We start from the raw sequence: 18504 nt of genomic DNA on the forward strand, positions 1-18504 counted from the left end.
CCCGCCGACACCGGCTGCGACAAGGTCTTCACGGATGTCACTCCTCCTCGTCGTCCTCATCGTCCTCGTCCTCATCATCCTCGTCGAGGTCGTCTTCATCCTCGTCGCGGTCGTCATCAGCCCGAGCTGCAGCGCCATGCGGCTGGTGGATCTGGTCGTTCCACAGCTTGCGATAGGTGCCGTTCTTGGCGAGCAGCTCGGCATGCGAGCCGCGCTCGATCGCCCTGCCTTCTGAGATCACGATAATCTCGTCCATCTCGACCACCGAGGTCAGGCGATGGGTCGACCAGATCATGGTGCGACCCTTGGCGACCTTCAGCAGCGTGCGGTTGATTGCGGCTTCCGTGGTCTGATCGAGCGCCGAGGTGGCTTCGTCCAGCAGCAGCACGGACGGATTACGGATTACGGCGCGCGCGATCGCGATGCGCTGACGCTGGCCGCCCGACAGGGTATCGCCGCGCTCGCCGACCGGCGTGTCGTATCGCTGCGGCAGGCTCATGATGTAGCGGTGGATCTCGGCCTTCTTGGCCGCCTCCTCCACCTCCTCGTCGGTCGCGCCTTCCTTGCCGAGCCGGATGTTCTCGCGGATCGACATGTTGAAGAGCATGTTCTCCTGGAACACCACCGCCATGCTCCGCCGCAGCGAATCCAGCGTCACCTTGCGGACGTCGACGCCGTCGATCGTGACGCGCCCCTCGTCGGGCACGTAGAGCCGCAGGATCAGGTTGAGCAACGTGCTCTTGCCGGAACCTGAGGGGCCGACAATGGCGATGCGCTTGCCGACATTGAGCTTGAGGCTGAGATTGTCCAGCACCGGCGTCTGGCTGCCTTCGTACTGGAACGTCACGTGGTCGAAGCTAATGTCGTTGGTGATGCGCGGCAGATCAGGTGCGCCGGGACGATCGGCGCCGCGCGTCGGCTCGTCCAGCAGCTCCTGCATGTGGCGGATCGCGGCGGCCGAGGAGATCGACACCGGGATGAAGTGCATCACGTGGGTGATATTGTAGGAGACCTCCCAGAACGCGCTCTCAAACGTGACGAAGGTGCCGATGGTGATCTGGCCCTTGGTTGCCAGATAAGCGCCGATCGCGAGCACGACGAGGTGCAGCAGCAGCACCGAAATGGTGACCGTCCGCTCCACCATAGTCGACAGGAACGCGGCCGAGGCGATCCTGTTGCGTGTCTCGTCGTTGCGGAAGCTGAAGAACCCGAACATCTTGCGTTGCAGGCTGAACGCCTTGATCACGGCCTGCGCCGCCACGTTCTCCTGCACCATGCCGAGCAGCGCGCTCTCGTTGAGCTTCTGCTCGTAATTGGCCTGCACCGCTTTCGGGGTGAGGATGCGCGGGCCGATCAGCGTGATCGGGAACACCAGCAGTGCGACCGCGGCGAGCTGCCAGTTCAGGAACACCATCAGGATGATGCCGGCGATCAATTCCAGGAACGGCAGCGCTGCGCTGTTGGCGAAGCTCTTGACCGAGCCCTCGAAGGCCGAAAGATCGACGGAAAAGCGCGACAGGATCTCACCGCGCTTGGTGCGGCCGAAATAGGCCGCCGGCAGGTCCTGGACATGTTCGAACAGGCGCTTACGGACGTCGGAGATGATGCAGGCAGCTAGCCGCGCGTCCCAGCGCTCGTACCAGACCGCCACGATCGAGGTGAAGATGCCGGCGACGGCGAGCACGCCGAGAATCTTGTAGAGCGCCTGGAAATCCTCCTCGCCGAGCGCATCGTCGATCAAGTACTTCAGGCTGAGCGGCATGATGACGTTGAACAGCGTCTCGACGAAGACGCCGAACGCCACGAATGACAGCATCCGCTTGTAATTGGACAGGAAGGGCTTGACGAAACCCAGGATGGTCGCGAGCGCGCCGGCGGCTTCGCGCGCGGTAAAGACAACGAGGTCCTCGTCCTCATCATCGTCGTCGAGTTCCAGCTCGTCATCGTCCTCGTCTTCGTCGTCCTCGTCGTCTTCGAGGTCCGGCTTGGCGGGGACAAGCTTGTCGTCGAGCTCGGCCGCCTCTTCCGCGGCGAGCTTCTGTTTGTCGGGCGGGAGGGGCTTGGACGCCATGAAACCAACCGATGCTGACGGCCGGCATGACCGCGGAGAAAGCAGGAAATAGCGGCAGCCGCTATCGCACCGATTCTATGCGATCATGATGAATTCGGCAAAGCAATTGGCCAGGCCGGTCCGATCCTGCGTCTAGTCCTCGTCCTCATCCTCGACCTTGTCGAAGAAGGAATAACGCAAGCTGTCGGCGTCGGCGTACCACTGGCTCGGACCCTTGTTGGCGGCAAGCGTCGCCTCCCAGAGCGCATCGGTGCAGTCCTTGCGATGCATCGACAGATCGAAGCCGTTGCCGAAGAACAGCTCGGACCATTCCCACCAGGTGCCGAGCTTCTTGACCCCGCGCAGCAGGTCGAAGCGGTCGATCAGTGCCGGCGCCATGTCCGAGGTGATCGAGCCGAACACGAGGCCGGTCCTGACCACGCGGTTGAGCTCGCGAATCGCGCGGACCGCCTGCTTCGGGGAAACGTGGCAGAGGCTGGTCTCGAACACGAAGTCGAAGGCGCCGTCCTTGAACGGCATGTCGGTGACCGAGCCGAGCTTATTGTACTTCTTCAGCGCCTTCGGCGTCTTGGCGTGGATGGCGCGGTTGTTCTCGATGCCCCAGGCATTGAGGCCGCGATCGCGCAGAGCGCCGACCAATTCACCGCTGGCCGAGCCCGCGACCAGAAGCTTGGCGCCCTTGGCCTTGCCCCAGACGATGCCGATCAGCTTAGTGAGATAATCGGGATCGGTGAAGTGGCGCCATGCCTCGCTATAGGGACCGAGGCCGCGATAATTCTCGAAATAGTCGCGGTCGATCTTGTCCGAGACCGGCTTGCCCTCCTCCTGTGCGCGCTCCCGGCGCAGGCGCATCATCTCTGTGAGGATGATGTCGGTCGCCGCATCCGAGGAATCGAGCAGACCGTTCAGCGTGGAGTCGAACAGATAGTCCCCGACCACGACGATGCCGGGATGCTGCTTCGGCTCCGGCCGGTGATTGGTCATGACGTCGCGCACGGGCAGACCGCCCGGGACGGCGTTCACCGACGACAGCCAGCGGTGGATCTTGCCTTCCACGAAATGCGAACGCGCATCGCCAAGCGAGGCCGGCAATGATTTCAGCGCGGCGTCGATCAGCTCCTGATCCGACAAATTGGCGAAGGCCAGCGCGTCGGAGCCGGGAACCAGCCAGTTCAGCACGCCGTGCTTGCCGACGTCGTGGCGCGCGCCCTCGTTGTAGACGCAGCAGCCGCCGAAGGCTTCCGACATGAACCAGGCGCCGGAAATCTTCTCGCCCCAGAACGGCGCGTCGAACAGGATCGAGACGCGCAGATAGTGCGCGGGACGATCGAAATACGACACATGCTGGACCATCGACTTGCGGAGCTGCTCGCCCTCCCAGCCGACGGTGGCGAGCCAGGAATGCGGCAGGCAGACCAGTACGAGGTCGAAGTCGCGCGTCTCCGGCCCCTTGCCGTTCATCATCTTGAGCTGGTAGCGGCCGGTCGGCGCCTTGCCGACGGAGAGCACGCGGTGATTGAGCTGAATGTCGGCATTGACCTCCGAGTGGAGGCATTCGATCAGCTGCTCGTTGCCGTTCTGGATGGAATAGAGGCCGATATAACCATCGACATCCATCAGATAGTTCTTGAGCGCGTTGAGGCCGTTGGTGTTGTGGCTTTCGGTCGCGATGTCGGAGCGCGCCATCACCTTGAAGAAACGCTTTGCGGTTTCGTCCTCGACCTCCTCGTCGAGCACCTGCTCGGCGGTCTTGTAGGCCCAGGGATTCTCGTTGTCGTGCGCGCCGAGGCCCTCGTAATATTCGATCGGCGACATCGCCTCGGCGCAGCGCTTGCGGAACGCTTCGATCGCCGCCGCAGTCTTGTCGCCGTATTTGCGGCGCATGCCCGCCACGTCGTTGAGGAGCTCGCCGCCGAACTGCACCTGCTCGGCGTCCATCGGAATGGTCTGAAGTCCGAAATGCTGGATCAGTTCGCGCAGCGGATCGGGACCCGTCATCGAGTAGTCGTAGATCTCTGCAACGCCGGCCTCATACATCGCGGGCCCGGAATCGAATTTGCGCGTGACGATCTTGCCGCCGAGCCGGTCGGAGGCCTCATAGATGGTGATGCGGCAGAGGTCCCCGAGCTTACGTTTCAGGTACCAGGCGCTCATCAGCCCGCCGGGGCCGCCGCCTACGATTGCAAGATCAAGCATGTGAGTTCCGCGGTCTCCGGCCCTGCCCCCTTTGCGGGACCACCGGTCTAAGCTCTCCTAGCAGAAGCGCTTTTGCGCCTGAAGGAAAGATGAACAAAGGTTGATCCTGCACCGCAACAGCCAAACAAAGCAGCAAAAAGGCCGGCTTGCGCCGGCCTTTTCATTGTCCTCGGTATTCCTACGGATGAACGATCATTCCGCAGGCGGGAGCGCCATCGGCTCCGCTTCCGGCGCGGGCGATACGACGGCCGCCTGCTTCTCGCGCTCGTCCAGGATCAGCTTGTCGCGTTTCATCGCAACTTCGCGGATCTTGGCCATGGAGGCACCGGTGCCCGCCGGGATTAGCCGGCCGACGATGACGTTCTCCTTGAGGCCTTCGAGCGGATCGACCTTGCCGTTGACCGCCGCTTCCGTGAGGACGCGAGTGGTCTCCTGGAACGAGGCCGCCGAGAAGAAGGAGCGGGTCTGAAGGCTCGCCTTGGTGATGCCGAGCAGAACCGGCGTCCCCGTGGCAATCTTCTTGCCCTCTTCCTTGGCCTTCTCGTTGATCTGGTCGAACTCGATCTTGTCGACCTGCTCGCCGGAGATCATGTCCGTGTCGCCCTGATCGGTGACTTCCACCTTCTGGAGCATCTGACGGACAATCACCTCGATGTGCTTGTCGTTGATGAGCACGCCCTGGAGTCGGTAGACCTCCTGGATCTCGTTGACCAGATAGGCCGCGAGCTCCTCGATGCCCTTCACCGCCAGGATGTCGTGCGGTGCCGGGTTGCCTTCCACGATGAAGTCGCCCTTTTCGACGACGTCGCCGTCCTGAAGGTGGATGTGCTTGCCCTTCGGGATCAGGTACTCGCGCGGCTCGTCGGTCTTGTCCATCGGCTCGATCGAGATGCGGCGCTTGTTCTTGTAGTCGCGCCCGAACCGGATGGTGCCCGCGATTTCGGCGATGATCGCCGCATCCTTCGGACGCCGAGCCTCGAACAGTTCCGCCACCCGCGGCAGACCGCCGGTGATGTCACGCGTCTTGGCGCTTTCGGTCGAGACACGGGCGAGGATGTCACCCGTATTGACCTTGGCTCCGACGTCGACCGAGAGAATGGCGTCAACCGACAGCATATAGCGGGCATCGCCACCACGGGCGAGCTTGAGCACCTTGCCGTCCTTGCCCTTGATCACGATCGCCGGACGCAGGTCCGCGCCGCCGCGGGTCGAGCGCCAGTCGATGACCACGCGCTTGGCGATGCCGGTGGCTTCGTCGAGCGTTTCGGTGATCGACTGCCCCTCGACCAGATCCTCGAAGCCGATGGTGCCTTCGACCTCGGTGAGAAGCGGACGGGTGTAGGGATCCCACTCGACGATACGCTGGCCGCGCTTAACGGTGTCGCCCTCGTCGATGTGCAGCCGCGAGCCGTACTGGATACGGTGCGTCGCACGCTCGGTGCCGTCAGCGTCGACGATCGCCACCACCATGTTGCGCACCATCGCGACCAGGTGGCCTTCGCTGTTGCGGGCGATGGCCTTGTTCCTGATCACGATCTTGCCGTCGAAGTTGGATTCGACGAACGACTGCTCGTTGAGCTGCGCCGCACCACCGATGTGGAAGGTGCGCATGGTGAGCTGGGTGCCCGGCTCGCCGATCGACTGCGCCGCGATGACACCGACCGCTTCGCCGTGGTTGACCGGCGTGCCGCGGGCGAGATCGCGGCCGTAGCACTTGCCGCAGATGCCGTTGACGAGTTCGCAGGTCAGCGCAGAACGGATCTTGACCTCCTGCACGCCACCCTGATGGATGGCATCCAGATGGCTCTCTTCCATCAGCGTACCGCGCTTGATGATCACCTTGCCCGAGCTGTCACGCACGTCTTCGCAGGCCGTGCGTCCGAGGATGCGCGAGCCGAGCGAAGCAACCACGGTGCCGGCGTCGACGATGGCGCGCATCTTGATGCCAAGCTTGGTGCCGCAATCGTCCTGCGTGATGATGCAGTCCTGCGCGACGTCGACGAGACGACGGGTCAGGTAGCCGGAGTTCGCGGTCTTCAACGCGGTGTCCGCGAGGCCCTTGCGGGCGCCGTGGGTCGAGTTGAAGTACTCGAGCACCGAGAGGCCTTCCTTGAAGTTCGAGATGATTGGTGTCTCGATGATCTCGCCCGACGGCTTGGCCATCAGGCCGCGCATGCCGGCGAGCTGACGCATCTGGGCCGGCGAACCGCGGGCACCGGAGTGAGCCATCATGTAGATCGAGTTGATGTCGGCATCGGCCCCGCTCGCCGTCTTCTTGGTCGAGGAGATCTCCTTCATCATCGCCTTGGCGATTTCTTCCGTGGCCTTCGACCAGGCGTCGACCACCTTGTTGTACTTCTCGCCATGGGTGATCAGACCGTCGTTGTACTGCTGCTCGAAATCCTTCGCCAGCGTACGGGTGGTGTCGACGATCTTCCACTTGGAGTGCGGCACGACCATGTCGTCCTTGCCGAACGAGATGCCGGCCTTGAAGGCGTTGTAGAAGCCGAGCGCCATGATGCGATCGCAGAAGATCACCGTCTCCTTCTGGCCGCAGTGGCGGTAAACCTGGTCGATGACGCCGGAGATCTCGCGCTTGGTCATCAGCTTGTTGATGATCTCGTACGAAATTCTCGGGTTCTTCGGCAGGAGATTGCCCAGCATGACGCGGCCGGCGGTGGTCTCGATCCACCGCGTCGAGACCTTGCCGGTCTCATCCATGCCTTGCCACCGATACTTGATCTTGGTGTGGAGGTGAATGACCTTGGCGTGCAGCGCGTGCTCGAGCTCGGCCATGTCGCCGAAGATCTTGCCCTCGCCGGGCAGGCCTTCGCGCATGATGGAGACGTAGTAGAGACCAAGCACGATGTCCTGCGATGGCACGATGATCGGCTGGCCGTTCGCCGGATGCAGGATGTTGTTGGTCGACATCATCAGGACGCGCGCTTCCAGCTGCGCTTCGAGCGACAGCGGAACGTGCACGGCCATCTGGTCGCCGTCGAAGTCGGCATTGAACGCGGCGCAGACCAGCGGATGAAGCTGGATCGCCTTGCCCTCGATCAGCACGGGCTCGAACGCCTGGATGCCGAGGCGATGCAGCGTCGGTGCGCGGTTGAGCAGCACCGGATGTTCGCGGATCACCTCGTCCAGGATGTCCCAGACCTCCGGCCGTTCCTTCTCGACCAGCTTCTTCGCCTGCTTCACGGTCGTGGACAGGCCCTTGGCGTCAAGCCGCGAATAGATGAACGGCTTGAACAGCTCGAGCGCCATCTTCTTCGGCAGACCGCACTGATGCAGGCGCAGCTCTGGACCGACCACGATCACCGAACGGCCCGAATAGTCGACGCGCTTACCGAGCAGGTTCTGGCGGAAGCGGCCCTGCTTGCCCTTGAGCATGTCGGCGAGCGACTTCAGCGGACGCTTGTTGGCCCCGGTGATGACACGGCCGCGGCGGCCGTTGTCGAACAGCGCGTCGACGGCCTCCTGAAGCATGCGCTTCTCGTTGCGGATGATGATGTCGGGCGCACGCAGCTCCATCAGCCGCTTCAAGCGGTTGTTGCGGTTGATGACGCGGCGGTAGAGGTCGTTGAGGTCCGAGGTCGCGAAGCGGCCGCCGTCCAGCGGCACCAGCGGACGCAGGTCCGGCGGGATCACCGGAACCACGGTCATGATCATCCATTCCGGCTTGTTGCCGGAGTGGCGGAACGCTTCCACGATCTTCAGGCGCTTGGCGAGCTTCTTGTGCTTGATGTCGGAGTCGGTCTCCTGCATCTCCGCGCGCAAGGTCAACTCGAGCTTCTCGAGATCCATGCCCTTGAGCAGTTCGCGGATCGCTTCCGCGCCGATCATGGCGGTGAAGGAATCCTGGCCGTACTCGTCCTGTGCCTTCAGGTACTCGTCTTCCGACAGCAGCTGACGGTCCTTCAGCGCGGTGAGGCCCGGCTCCAGCACGACGTAATATTCGAAGTAGAGGATCCGCTCGAGATCCTTCAACGTCATGTCCAGCAGGAGGCCGATGCGCGAGGGCAGCGACTTCAGGAACCAGATGTGGGCGACGGGGGCTGCGAGCTCGATATGGCCCATGCGCTCGCGCCGGACGCGCGACAGCGTGACCTCGACCGAGCACTTCTCGCAGATGATGCCCTTGTACTTCATGCGCTTGTACTTGCCGCACAAGCACTCGTAGTCCTTGATCGGCCCGAAGATGCGCGCGCAGAACAGGCCGTCGCGCTCGGGCTTGAAGGTCCGGTAGTTGATGGTCTCCGGCTTCTTGATCTCGCCGTAGGACCAGGACAGAATCTTCTCTGGGCTCGCGATCGATATCCGGATCTGGTCGAAGACCTGAGCCGGAGTCGTCGGGTTAAAGAGATTCATAATTTCTTGGTTCATCGTCTTCTCCTCGCGTGCCGGTCGCCTCCGGCAGCAAATTCGAAAATCACTTTGCGGGGCGCCCTGCCCTTAAGGCCTTGGGAGGGGCGCCGATGCCCGGCCCGAGCCGGCCGGGCATGATAGATCGCGTTACTCGGCCGCTTCCGCCGTCCCCGGCCCGACTTTGGAATTGTGCAGGTCGACATTGAGGCCGAGCGAGCGCATTTCCTTGACCAGCACGTTGAACGATTCCGGAATACCGGCCTCGAACGTGTCGTCGCCGCGCACGATCGCCTCGTAGACCTTGGTGCGGCCGGCGACGTCGTCCGACTTCACCGTCAGCATCTCCTGGAGCGTGTACGCCGCGCCGTAAGCCTCGAGCGCCCACACCTCCATTTCGCCGAAGCGCTGGCCGCCGAACTGCGCCTTGCCGCCCAACGGTTGCTGGGTGACGAGCGAGTACGGACCGATCGAACGCGCGTGGATCTTGTCGTCGACAAGATGGTGCAGCTTGAGCATGTAGATGTAGCCCACCGTCACCTTGCGATCGAAGGCATCGCCGGTGCGGCCGTCATAGACGGTCGACTGACCCGAAGCGTCGAGACCGGCAAGCTTCAGCATCTCCTCGATGTCGGCTTCCTTGGCGCCGTCGAACACCGGCGTCGCGATCGGCACGCCGCGGCTCAAATTGTGGCCGAGCTCGATCAACTCGTTGTCGTTGAGCGACTTGATCGTCTCGTCCTCGCCGTAGACCTTCTTCAAGGTCTCCTTCAGCGGCTTGATGTCCTGCTTCGACAGGTAGGCATCGACCGTCTGGCCGATACGCTTGCCGAGGCCGGCGCAGGCCCAGCCGAGATGGGTCTCGAGGATCTGTCCGACGTTCATGCGCGAGGGCACGCCGAGCGGATTGAGCACGATATCCGCATGCGTACCGTCTTCGAGGAACGGCATATCCTCGATCGGCACGATCTTCGACACCACGCCCTTGTTGCCGTGGCGGCCGGCCATCTTGTCGCCGGGCTGGATCTTGCGCTTCACCGCGACGAAGACCTTGACCATCTTCATCACGCCGGGCGGCAATTCGTCACCGCGCTGAAGCTTCTCGACCTTGTCGAGGAAGCGCTGTTCCAGCCCCTTCTTCGACTCGTCGTACTGCTTCCGCATGGCTTCGATCTCGGCCATCAGCTTGTCATTCGGCGAGGCGAACAGCCACCACTGCGACTTCGGGTACTCCTCGAGCACCGCACGGGTGATCTTGGTGTCCTTCTTGAAGCCCTTCGGGCCGGCAATGCCCTGCCGGCCCTCGAGGAGCTCGGCAAGACGGTTATAGACGTTGCGGTCCAGGATCGCCTGCTCGTCGTCGCGGTCCTTGGCCAGGCGCTCGATCTCTTCCCGCTCGATCGCCAGCGCACGCTCGTCCTTGTCAACGCCGTGACGGTTGAACACGCGCACTTCCACGATCGTGCCCTGCACGCCCGGAGGAACGCGCAACGAGGTGTCGCGAACGTCAGAGGCCTTTTCGCCGAAGATGGCGCGCAGAAGCTTTTCTTCCGGCGTCATCGGGCTTTCGCCCTTCGGCGTGATCTTGCCGACCAGGATGTCGCCGGCGCGCACTTCGGCGCCGATATAGACGATGCCGGCTTCGTCGAGGTTCTTCAGCGCTTCTTCCGAGACGTTCGGAATGTCGCGGGTGATTTCCTCGGGTCCGAGCTTGGTGTCGCGGGCCATCACCTCGAATTCCTCGATGTGGATCGAGGTGAAGACGTCTTCCTTCACGATCCGCTCGGAGAGGAGGATCGAGTCTTCGAAGTTGTAGCCGTTCCACGGCATGAACGCGACCAGCACGTTGCGGCCGAGCGCGAGCTCGCCGAGATCGGTCGACGGACCGTCGGCGATGATGTCGCCTTTCTTGACGATGTCGCCGACCTTCACCAGCGGACGCTGGTTGATGCAGGTCGACTGGTTGGAGCGCTGGTACTTCATGAGACGGTAGATATCGACGCCCGACTTGGTCGGATCGAGATCTTCCGTCGCGCGGATGACGACGCGGGTGGCGTCGATCTGGTCGATCACGCCTGAACGGCGCGCCGCGATTGCGGCACCCGAGTCACGCGCAACCACGCCTTCCATGCCGGTGCCGACGAACGGCGCCTCGGCGCGAACCAGCGGCACCGCCTGGCGCTGCATGTTCGAGCCCATCAGCGCGCGGTTGGCGTCGTCGTTCTCGAGGAACGGGATCAGCGCGGCGGCGACCGACACGAGCTGCTTCGGCGACACGTCCATGTAGTCGACCTTGTCCGGCGTCACCGGCAAGACTTCGCCGGCGTGGCGGCAAACCACGAGATCTTCGGTGAAGCGGCCCTTCGAGTCGAGCGGCACGTTGGCCTGCGCGACCGTGTAGCGGCCCTCTTCCATCGCCGAGAGGTACACGACCTCGTCGGTGACGCGGCCATCCTTGACCTTGCGGTACGGCGTCTCGACGAAGCCGTATTTGTTCACGCGCGCGAAGGTCGCGAGCGAGTTGATCAGGCCGATGTTCGGACCTTCCGGCGTCTCGATCGGGCAGATGCGGCCGTAATGCGTCGGATGCACGTCGCGCACCTCGAAGCCGGCGCGCTCGCGGGTCAGACCGCCCGGTCCAAGTGCCGACAGGCGCCGCTTGTGGGTGATCTCCGACAGCGGGTTGGTCTGGTCCATGAACTGCGAGAGCTGCGAGGAGCCGAAGAACTCGCGCACGGCGGCAGCCGCCGGCTTCGCATTGATCAGGTCCTGCGGCATGACCGTGTCGATGTCGACCGAGGACATGCGCTCCTTGATCGCGCGCTCCATGCGCAGCAGGCCGATGCGGTACTGGTTCTCCATGAGTTCGCCGACCGAGCGCACACGGCGGTTGCCGAGATGGTCGATGTCGTCGATCTCGCCCTTGCCGTCGCGCAGATCCACCAGCGTCTTGATGACGGAGAGGATGTCTTCCTTGCGCAGCGTACGCTGGGTGTCGGGCGCATCGAGGTCGAGGCGCATGTTCATCTTGACGCGACCGACCGCAGACAGGTCGTAGCGCTCGGCGTCGAAGAACAGCGACTGGAACATGGCCTGCGCCGAATCCAGCGTCGGCGGCTCGCCCGGACGCATCACGCGGTAGATGTCGAACAGCGCGTCTTCGCGCGTCATGTTCTTGTCGGCCGAGAGCGTGTTGCGGATGTAGGCGCCGACATTGACGTGGTCGATGTCGAGCAGCGGCAGCTCCTTGTAGCCGTGCTCGTTGAGCGCCTTCATCGACTTGTCGGTAATCTCTTCACCGGCTTCCGCATGGATCTCGCCGGTCTTCGAATTGACGAGGTCCTCGGCCAGGTAGTTGCCGACGAGCTCTTCGTCCGACAGCCGCAGCGCCTTCAGCCCCTTCTCCTGCATCTGACGCGCACCGCGAACGGTGAGCTTCTTGCCGGCCTCGAGCACGACCTTGCCGGTGTCGGCGTCGATCAGGTCGTTGATGGTCGAGTAGCCGCGGAAACGGTTGGCATCGAACGGAACGCGCCAGCCTTCCTTGGTCCGCTTGTAGAGAATCTTCTTGTAGAACGTGCTGAGGATCGCCTCGCCGTCGAGGCCGAGCGCGAACATCAGCGACGTCACCGGAAGCTTGCGGCGACGGTCGATACGCGCATAGACGATGTCCTTGGCGTCGAACTCGATGTCGAGCCAGGAGCCGCGATACGGGATGACGCGGGCGGCGAACAGCAGCTTGCCTGAGGAATGGGTCTTGCCCTTGTCGTGGTCGAAGAACACGCCGGGCGAACGATGCATCTGCGAGACGATGACGCGCTCGGTGCCGTTGACGATGAAGGTGCCGTTCATCGTCATGAGCGGGATGTCGCCCATGTAGACGTCCTGCTCCTTGATGTCCTTCACCGACTTCGCGCCGGTTTCTTCGTCGATATCGAACACGATGAGGCGCAGCGTCACCTTGAGCGGCGCGGCGAAGGTCATGCCGCGCTGGCGGCACTCGTCGACATCGTATTTCGGCGGTTCGAACTCGTAACGGACGAATTCCAGCATCGAGGTGCCCGAGAAGTCCGAGATCGGAAACACCGAGCGGAACACCGCCTGCAAGCCCTCATCGGACCGCCCGCCCTGGGGTTCGTCGACCATCAGGAATTGGTCATAGGACGCCTTCTGAACCTCGATGAGGTTCGGCATCTCGGCGACTTCCTTGATGTGTCCGAAAAACTTGCGAACGCGTTTGCGACCGGTGAATGTCTGCTGCGCCATCGTGGCCTCTCATTTCGTCGCCCGCTCTGGGCGCGCCGTCCAGGACGCGGCTGCCGCCGCTCCCCGGGTTGAATTTTTCGAACCCGTTTTGGGGACTGGAAGTCCAGTTTCAGGCCGCAATGTCCTGAATCTGTTCTTCAGACCTTCAAAACGCAAAAGGACGCGCGGGGCGCATAGGCACGCCCGCCCGTCACAACGATCGTTTTCACGGACTGCAAAAGCCCGAAATAGCCTGCTCTCCCAACGGCTTACAGGGAATCCCGCATCCCTGCCCACCGCGCTTTCGTGCTGTCGAACCGATATGGGGCGACAATAGTGCAGATTCGAGGGGTAAACCCTCTAATCTCCACACTTTTTCGTGTTCGGCCTGCGTCGGGACGTTCCGTCGCACGCCTTTTGCATCTGCCCCACGCTTTCGAGCGAGGACCAAGATCCCGGGCTTCGCGGATACCCGCCCGGGATCTCGCGCCAGCAAGCGTTGCTTACTTGAGCTCGACCTTCGCGCCAGCCTTCTCGAGCTGGACCTTGAGCTTCTCGGCCTCGTCCTTGTTCACGCCTTCCTTGACAGGCTTCGGCGCGCCCTCAACGAGGTCCTTTGCTTCCTTCAGGCCCAGGCCGGTGATGGCGCGGACTTCCTTGATGACCTCGATCTTCTTGTCGCCGGCAGCGGCCAGAACGACCGTGAACTCGGTCTTCTCTTCCGCCGGAGCGGCGGCAGCAGCGGCGGGACCGGCAACGGCCACTGCCGCAGCGGCGGACACGCCCCACTTTTCTTCGAGGAGCTTGGCGAGTTCGGCAGCTTCGAGCACGGTGAGGCTCGAGAGGTCGTCAACGATTTTCTGCAAGTCAGCCATTGTTCTGTTTCCTTAAACTAGTCTGGTTCGGGTTTGAGTTTTGCGAAGGGCGTCAGGCCGCTTCGCTCTTTGAGGCATAAGCCTGAATGACGCGCGCGAGCTTGCCCGCGGGCGCGTTGGCGAGCTGAGCGATCTTGGTCGCCGGGGCCACAAGCAGGCCGACGATCTTTGCGCGCAGTTCGTCAAGCGACGGCAGCGAGGCAAGTGCCTTCACGCCGTCGACATTCAAGACGGTCGTTCCCATCGAGCCGCCGACGATGACGAACTTTTCGTTCGTCTTGGCGAATTCGACGGCGACCTTTGGCGCCGCTACCGGATCGTTCGAAGTGGCGATCACGGTCGGCCCCCTCAGCATGGGACCGATGGCAACGACGTCAGTGCCTTCAAGAGCAATTTTGGCGAGACGGTTCTTCGAGACCTTCACCGAAGCGCCAGCCTGCTTCATCTGCATACGCAGCTTCTGCATCTGGGCAACGGTCAGGCCGGAATATTGGGCAACGACCGCGACGCTCGTGGTCTTGAAGACCCCATTGAGCTGTTCGACCGCTTCCTTTTTTGCCGCTCGTTCCACAGCAAGCTCTTTCCGGTTGGCGGTCATCGCAAAGAGCGGGACCGCCGGGTTGCACCCATCGTCCGCCCAAACCTGAACCTCGGGGCCAAAACCCTTCGGACACGCCGGGCAAGACGACAATTCAAAGCCTGCCCTCCGGGAGCCCGCTAGAGCCCACGGTGTGTCGAGGTCCGAACCAAACCCATTCCGCAACCACCTTAAGGTGGAAGGCGAAGTGAAATCCGGTCTTCACCCGTCTATGCAGGCCATGCGATTAAGCCGTTGAGAAATCGAAACTTCCCGCGGGCGCCTGCAGTCTTGGACAGGACAAGGCCAGCCGGCGAACCGCCTGACCTCTGCCCGCATTCCACCAACCGATGTTTTTCCTTCCTTTTCCGGCAAATCCTTACGGACGTCCTGAAAAGGAATGAACTCCTGTCGTGTCGGATTTTTCGGAATACGTGCACGGACGCGCCAGCCAAGGCCGGCCCGTCCGGAAGCGGTTCTTTAACCGCTCGGGGCCCACTTGCCAAGAGCAAAATTCACACCAGTTCCAATCGATTGGCACAGGCCCTTGACCCGCCCCGAAAGGACCGATTCAGACCGATTTGATCGCGTAAGGCAGCGGCGTGCCCTCGAAGAAAGCACTCAAGTTCGCCAGCACGCAGTTCTGCATGGCGACATGCGATTCGAGGGTGTGGCCGCCGATATGCGGGGTGAGCACCACGCTGGGGAGCGCCGTCAGCGCGTCGGGAGCGTGCGGTTCCTTCTCGTAGACGTCCAGGCCGGCACCGGCGATGGTCTTGTCGGTTAGGGCGACAACCAGGGCCTTCTCGTCGATCACCGAGCCGCGGGAGATGTTGACGACATAGCCGTGCTCCCCGAGCCGCTTGAGGATATCGGCGTTGACGACGTGCTGGGTCTCGGCCCCGGCGCGGACCGCGATCATCAGCACGCTGCACCAGTCCGCGAGCGCCGCCAGCGTCGGGAAATATTGATAGGGCAGATCGTATTTGCTGCGGCTGAAATAGCCGACCTCGCTCTCGAAGGCGGCGCAGCGGGCGGCAATCTTGCGGCCGATCTCCCCCATGCCGTAGATGCCGATGCGGCGGCCGGGCATGCCCGGTTGCGGGCGCATCATCGGCGAGGGTTTCGACGCCGCCCAATCGCCGCTGCGGACATACTGGTCGGCGATCAGGATCCGCCGGGTCGTCGCCAGCATCAAGGTCATCGCGATGTCGGCGACCGGGGCCGCATTGGCGCCGGGACTGTGGCCGACCGCAATGTTGCGTGTAGCGGCCGCCTCCAGGTCGATGCCGTCATAGCCGGTGCCGTAGCAGACGATGGCGCCGAGCTTCGGAAACAGGTCCATCGCCTCGGCGCCGAGGGCCGTGCCGCCCGCGGTGAGCATCGCGCGGATGCCGCTGAGCTCTTCGACCGAAAACACATCTCGCGCCGGCTTGCCGCCGGTGTCGAGCAATTCGAACCGCTCGGCGAAACGCGCCATCATCGTCTTCGGGAAGCGCGAGTAGATCAGGACCTTGTCAGCCATTGTTCTTGTTTCCGGTGAACGCCGTCACGAACGACGAGGGGCGGAATTGGTTGCCCAATTCCGCCCCTCGCCTCATGCAATTTTCAAACCTTAGGCGAGAATGGTGCCCGGCTCGACCTTCACGCCCGGGCCCATGGTCGAGGACACCGCAACGCGCTGGATGTAGGTACCCTTGGAGCCAGCCGGCTTCGCCTTGGAGACGGCATCAGCCAAGGCCTTGATGTTCTCGACCAGCTTCTCCTCGGAGAACGAGGCCTTGCCGACGCCGGCCTGGAGGATGCCCGCCTTCTCGACCCGGAACTCGACCGAGCCGCCCTTGGCACCCTTCACCGCACCGGTGACGTCCATGGTCACGGTGCCGATCTTCGGGTTCGGCATCAGGCCGCGCGGGCCGAGCACCTTACCGAGACGGCCGACCAGCGGCATCATGTCGGGGGTGGCGATACAGCGGTCGAATTCGATCGTACCGTTCTGCACCTTCTCGACCAAGTCCTCGGCGCCGACGACGTCGGCACCGGCAGCCTTGGCTTCATCGGCCTTGGCGCCGCGGGCGAACACGCCGACGCGGAGCGTACGGCCGGTGCCGTTCGGCAGGGTCACGACGCCACGGACCATCTGGTCGGCGTGACGGGGGTCGACGCCGAGATTGATCGCGATCTCGATCGTCTCGTCGAACTTCGACTTGGCGCGCTCCCTAACCATCTTGATGGCGTCCGCGAGCGGGTAAAGCTTTTCGCGATCAACGCCTTCACGGGCTTTCTTCAAACGCTTTCCGATTGCCATGACCGTTTACCCCGCCACTTCCAGGCCCATCGAACGGGCAGAGCCCTCGACCATCTTCATGGCCGACTCGATCGAGTCGCAATTGAGATCCTTTATCTTCTTCTCGGCGATCTCGCGCACCTGCGCCTTGGTCACCGCGCCGGCCTTGTCGCGGCCCGGCGCCTTCGAGCCGGACTGGATCTTTGCAGCCTGCTTGAGGAAGAACGACATCGGGGGCGTCTTCATCTCGAAGGTGAACGAACGATCGGCGTAGATCGTGATCACCACCGGAATCGGGGTGTTCTTCTCTTCCTTCTGGGTCTGGGCGTTGAACGCCTTGCAGAACTCCATGATGTTGAGACCGCGCTGACCAAGCGCGGGACCGATCGGGGGCGAAGGATTCGCCGCACCGGCCGGGACCTGAAGCTTCAGGTATCCGGTCACTTTCTTTGCCATGTATTACTCCTGTTGTGCCGGCAGATCGCCGGCGGTTTCAGGTTCGTGGTCTGGGTTGGGTGCGGCTGGCGACCGCCCTCTCCCTCCCACGGCCTATTTCGCGCCAAGCCCTTAAGCTTCGCACGTTGTCCGGTCAGACCTTCTCGACCTGACCGAATTCCAGTTCGACTGGAGTGGCGCGGCCGAAGATCGACACCGCGACCTTTACGCGCGAGCGCGCCTCGTCGATTTCCTCGACCACACCCGAGAACGAGGCGAACGGGCCGTCGGCCACGCGCACGTTCTCGCCGATCTCGAACGACACCGACGCCTTCGGCCGTTCCACGCCCTCCTGCACCTGGTGCAGGATGCGCATGGCCTCGGATTCCGAGATCGGCATCGGCTTGTTTTCGGCGCCGAGGAAGCCGGTCACCTTCGGCGTGTTCTTGATCAGATGGAACGCCTCGTCAGTCAGCTTCATCTTCACCAGCACATAGCCCGGGAAGAATTTGCGCTCGGCGTCGATCTTGCGGCCGCGGCGCACTTCGGTGACCTTTTCGGTTGGCACCAGCACCAGCTCGAACAGCTCCTCGAGCCCGCGCTGCTTGGCCTGCTCGCGGATCGATTCGGCGACCTTCTTCTCGAAGTTCGAATAGGCGTGGACGATGTACCAGCGCTTGTCGGACGATTGGGTTGCAGCGGCTATTGCCATCAGTGAATGCCCAAAAGGAAGGTGATGAGATAGCGGATGATCTGGTCGGCGGCGAAGAAGAAGATCGAAGCCACGGCGACCATGACGAACACCATGATGGTGGTGATCGTCGTCTCGCGACGGGTCGGCCAGGTGACCTTGGCGGTCTCCGAGCGCACTTCCTGCAAGAACTTGAACGGGCTGACTGCCATCGTTTGATGTCCAACGTCCGTCGCCGGACGCGAATGAATTTCAGGGATCCGAACAGCCGCCGTTGGCCCAGCCCTCTGTCTCGAAGGATGAGCCGGAAACCGGGCTCGATTGTTCGGGGATTTCAAAGCCGCGCCGGAGGTCCGCGTCTAACGGGCCGGCTGCGAGTGCGGGGTAAATACTGCGGATAGGGCCAAAGGTCAAGCTGTGGCAGGCTTGGCAGCTTGCGGCCTCGCCTTGCGGACCTGATCCGGATCAAGGGCTTATCCGATCCTCATGACCCACGGTCCGAGCTTTCGGCCCGGCGCCGTCCTGCCTGTCGATCCTGATTGTCGGATGAGCTGGCAGGAGTGGCAGGGCTCGAACCTGCGACCCCCGGTTTTGGAGACCGGTGCTCTACCAATTGAGCTACACTCCTACGACCCTGCGTCGCCGCACGGATCAGGGCCGCTTTCAAGCACAGGGGGCGGCCGGATTGCAAGGACGGATTGCAAGGTGAAGCGCGCTGGCTTCGCTTGTTTGTGCCGCGCCTTCTGGGCCACAGTTCGT

Annotated in this window: 11 protein-coding genes and 1 tRNA gene; all 12 read right to left on the reverse strand. The window is 62.8% G+C overall.

Translation table 11 applies throughout. The features are described 5' to 3' along the window. Positions 1–37: 37 nt before the first annotated feature. Entirely contained in the window at positions 38–2071 is a 2034-nt protein-coding gene (locus IVA80_RS25545) for an ABC transporter ATP-binding protein (RefSeq protein ID WP_247436945.1), read from the reverse strand. Between the two features lie 132 nt (positions 2072–2203). Next, positions 2204–4267, reverse strand: a complete 2064-nt coding sequence (locus IVA80_RS25550) for an FAD-dependent oxidoreductase (RefSeq protein ID WP_247436948.1) — start codon at positions 4265–4267, stop codon at positions 2204–2206. 192 nt (positions 4268–4459) lie between these two features. Further along, positions 4460–8656, reverse strand: a complete 4197-nt coding sequence (gene rpoC, locus IVA80_RS25555) for a DNA-directed RNA polymerase subunit beta' (RefSeq protein ID WP_247436951.1) — start codon at positions 8654–8656, stop codon at positions 4460–4462. A gap of 129 nt (positions 8657–8785) precedes the next feature. Continuing rightward, positions 8786–12901 (reverse strand): DNA-directed RNA polymerase subunit beta, encoded by a 4116-nt coding sequence (rpoB, locus tag IVA80_RS25560; RefSeq protein ID WP_247436954.1) that lies wholly within the window; start codon positions 12899–12901, stop codon positions 8786–8788. Positions 12902–13383: 482 nt separating this feature from the next. After that, positions 13384–13755 carry a 50S ribosomal protein L7/L12 gene (rplL, locus tag IVA80_RS25565; RefSeq protein ID WP_247436956.1) on the reverse strand — a complete coding sequence of 124 codons (372 nt, stop codon included), beginning with the start codon at positions 13753–13755 and terminating at the stop codon, positions 13384–13386. 52 nt (positions 13756–13807) lie between these two features. Then, a complete protein-coding gene (rplJ, locus tag IVA80_RS25570) occupies positions 13808–14326 on the reverse strand; it encodes a 50S ribosomal protein L10 (protein ID WP_247436959.1) in 519 nt (172 codons plus the stop codon). 577 nt (positions 14327–14903) lie between these two features. After that, a complete protein-coding gene (locus tag IVA80_RS25575; RefSeq protein ID WP_247436961.1) occupies positions 14904–15857 on the reverse strand; it encodes a 2-hydroxyacid dehydrogenase in 954 nt (317 codons plus the stop codon). A gap of 90 nt (positions 15858–15947) precedes the next feature. Further along, positions 15948–16640, reverse strand: a complete 693-nt coding sequence (gene rplA, locus IVA80_RS25580; protein WP_247436963.1) for a 50S ribosomal protein L1 — start codon at positions 16638–16640, stop codon at positions 15948–15950. Between the two features lie 6 nt (positions 16641–16646). Beyond that, positions 16647–17075 (reverse strand): 50S ribosomal protein L11, encoded by a 429-nt coding sequence (rplK, locus tag IVA80_RS25585; protein WP_247436965.1) that lies wholly within the window; start codon positions 17073–17075, stop codon positions 16647–16649. A gap of 133 nt (positions 17076–17208) precedes the next feature. Further along, positions 17209–17766: a transcription termination/antitermination protein NusG gene (nusG, locus tag IVA80_RS25590; RefSeq protein WP_247436967.1), complete on the reverse strand. Its 558-nt coding sequence runs from the start codon at positions 17764–17766 to the stop codon at positions 17209–17211. Then, entirely contained in the window at positions 17766–17957 is a 192-nt protein-coding gene (secE, locus tag IVA80_RS25595) for a preprotein translocase subunit SecE (protein ID WP_007611620.1), read from the reverse strand. The genes nusG and secE overlap by 1 nt, the downstream gene beginning before the upstream one ends. 340 nt (positions 17958–18297) lie before the next feature. After that, positions 18298–18373 (reverse strand) — tRNA-Trp (locus tag IVA80_RS25600). Positions 18374–18504: the final 131 nt, after the last annotated feature.

Origin of the sequence: Bradyrhizobium sp. 139, assembly GCF_023074175.1 — a bacterium.
In the GTDB taxonomy this organism is placed as follows: domain Bacteria; phylum Pseudomonadota; class Alphaproteobacteria; order Rhizobiales; family Xanthobacteraceae; genus Bradyrhizobium.

What these genes read in the sequence shown, in the direction of transcription:
- IVA80_RS25575 (WP_247436961.1), bottom strand. Translation starts at nt 15,857, where the DNA reads ATGGCTGACAAGGTCCTGATCTACTCGCGCTTCCCGAAGACGATGATG.
- IVA80_RS25545 (WP_247436945.1), bottom strand. Translation starts at nt 2,071, where the DNA reads ATGGCGTCCAAGCCCCTCCCGCCCGACAAACAGAAGCTCGCCGCGGAA.
- IVA80_RS25550 (WP_247436948.1), bottom strand. Translation starts at nt 4,267, where the DNA reads ATGCTTGATCTTGCAATCGTAGGCGGCGGCCCCGGCGGGCTGATGAGC.
- rpoB (WP_247436954.1), bottom strand. Translation starts at nt 12,901, where the DNA reads ATGGCGCAGCAGACATTCACCGGTCGCAAACGCGTTCGCAAGTTTTTC.
- rplA (WP_247436963.1), bottom strand. Translation starts at nt 16,640, where the DNA reads ATGGCAATCGGAAAGCGTTTGAAGAAAGCCCGTGAAGGCGTTGATCGC.
- rplK (WP_247436965.1), bottom strand. Translation starts at nt 17,075, where the DNA reads ATGGCAAAGAAAGTGACCGGATACCTGAAGCTTCAGGTCCCGGCCGGT.
- nusG (WP_247436967.1), bottom strand. Translation starts at nt 17,766, where the DNA reads ATGGCAATAGCCGCTGCAACCCAATCGTCCGACAAGCGCTGGTACATC.
- secE (WP_007611620.1), bottom strand. Translation starts at nt 17,957, where the DNA reads ATGGCAGTCAGCCCGTTCAAGTTCTTGCAGGAAGTGCGCTCGGAGACC.
- rpoC (WP_247436951.1), bottom strand. Translation starts at nt 8,656, where the DNA reads ATGAACCAAGAAATTATGAATCTCTTTAACCCGACGACTCCGGCTCAG.
- rplL (WP_247436956.1), bottom strand. Translation starts at nt 13,755, where the DNA reads ATGGCTGACTTGCAGAAAATCGTTGACGACCTCTCGAGCCTCACCGTG.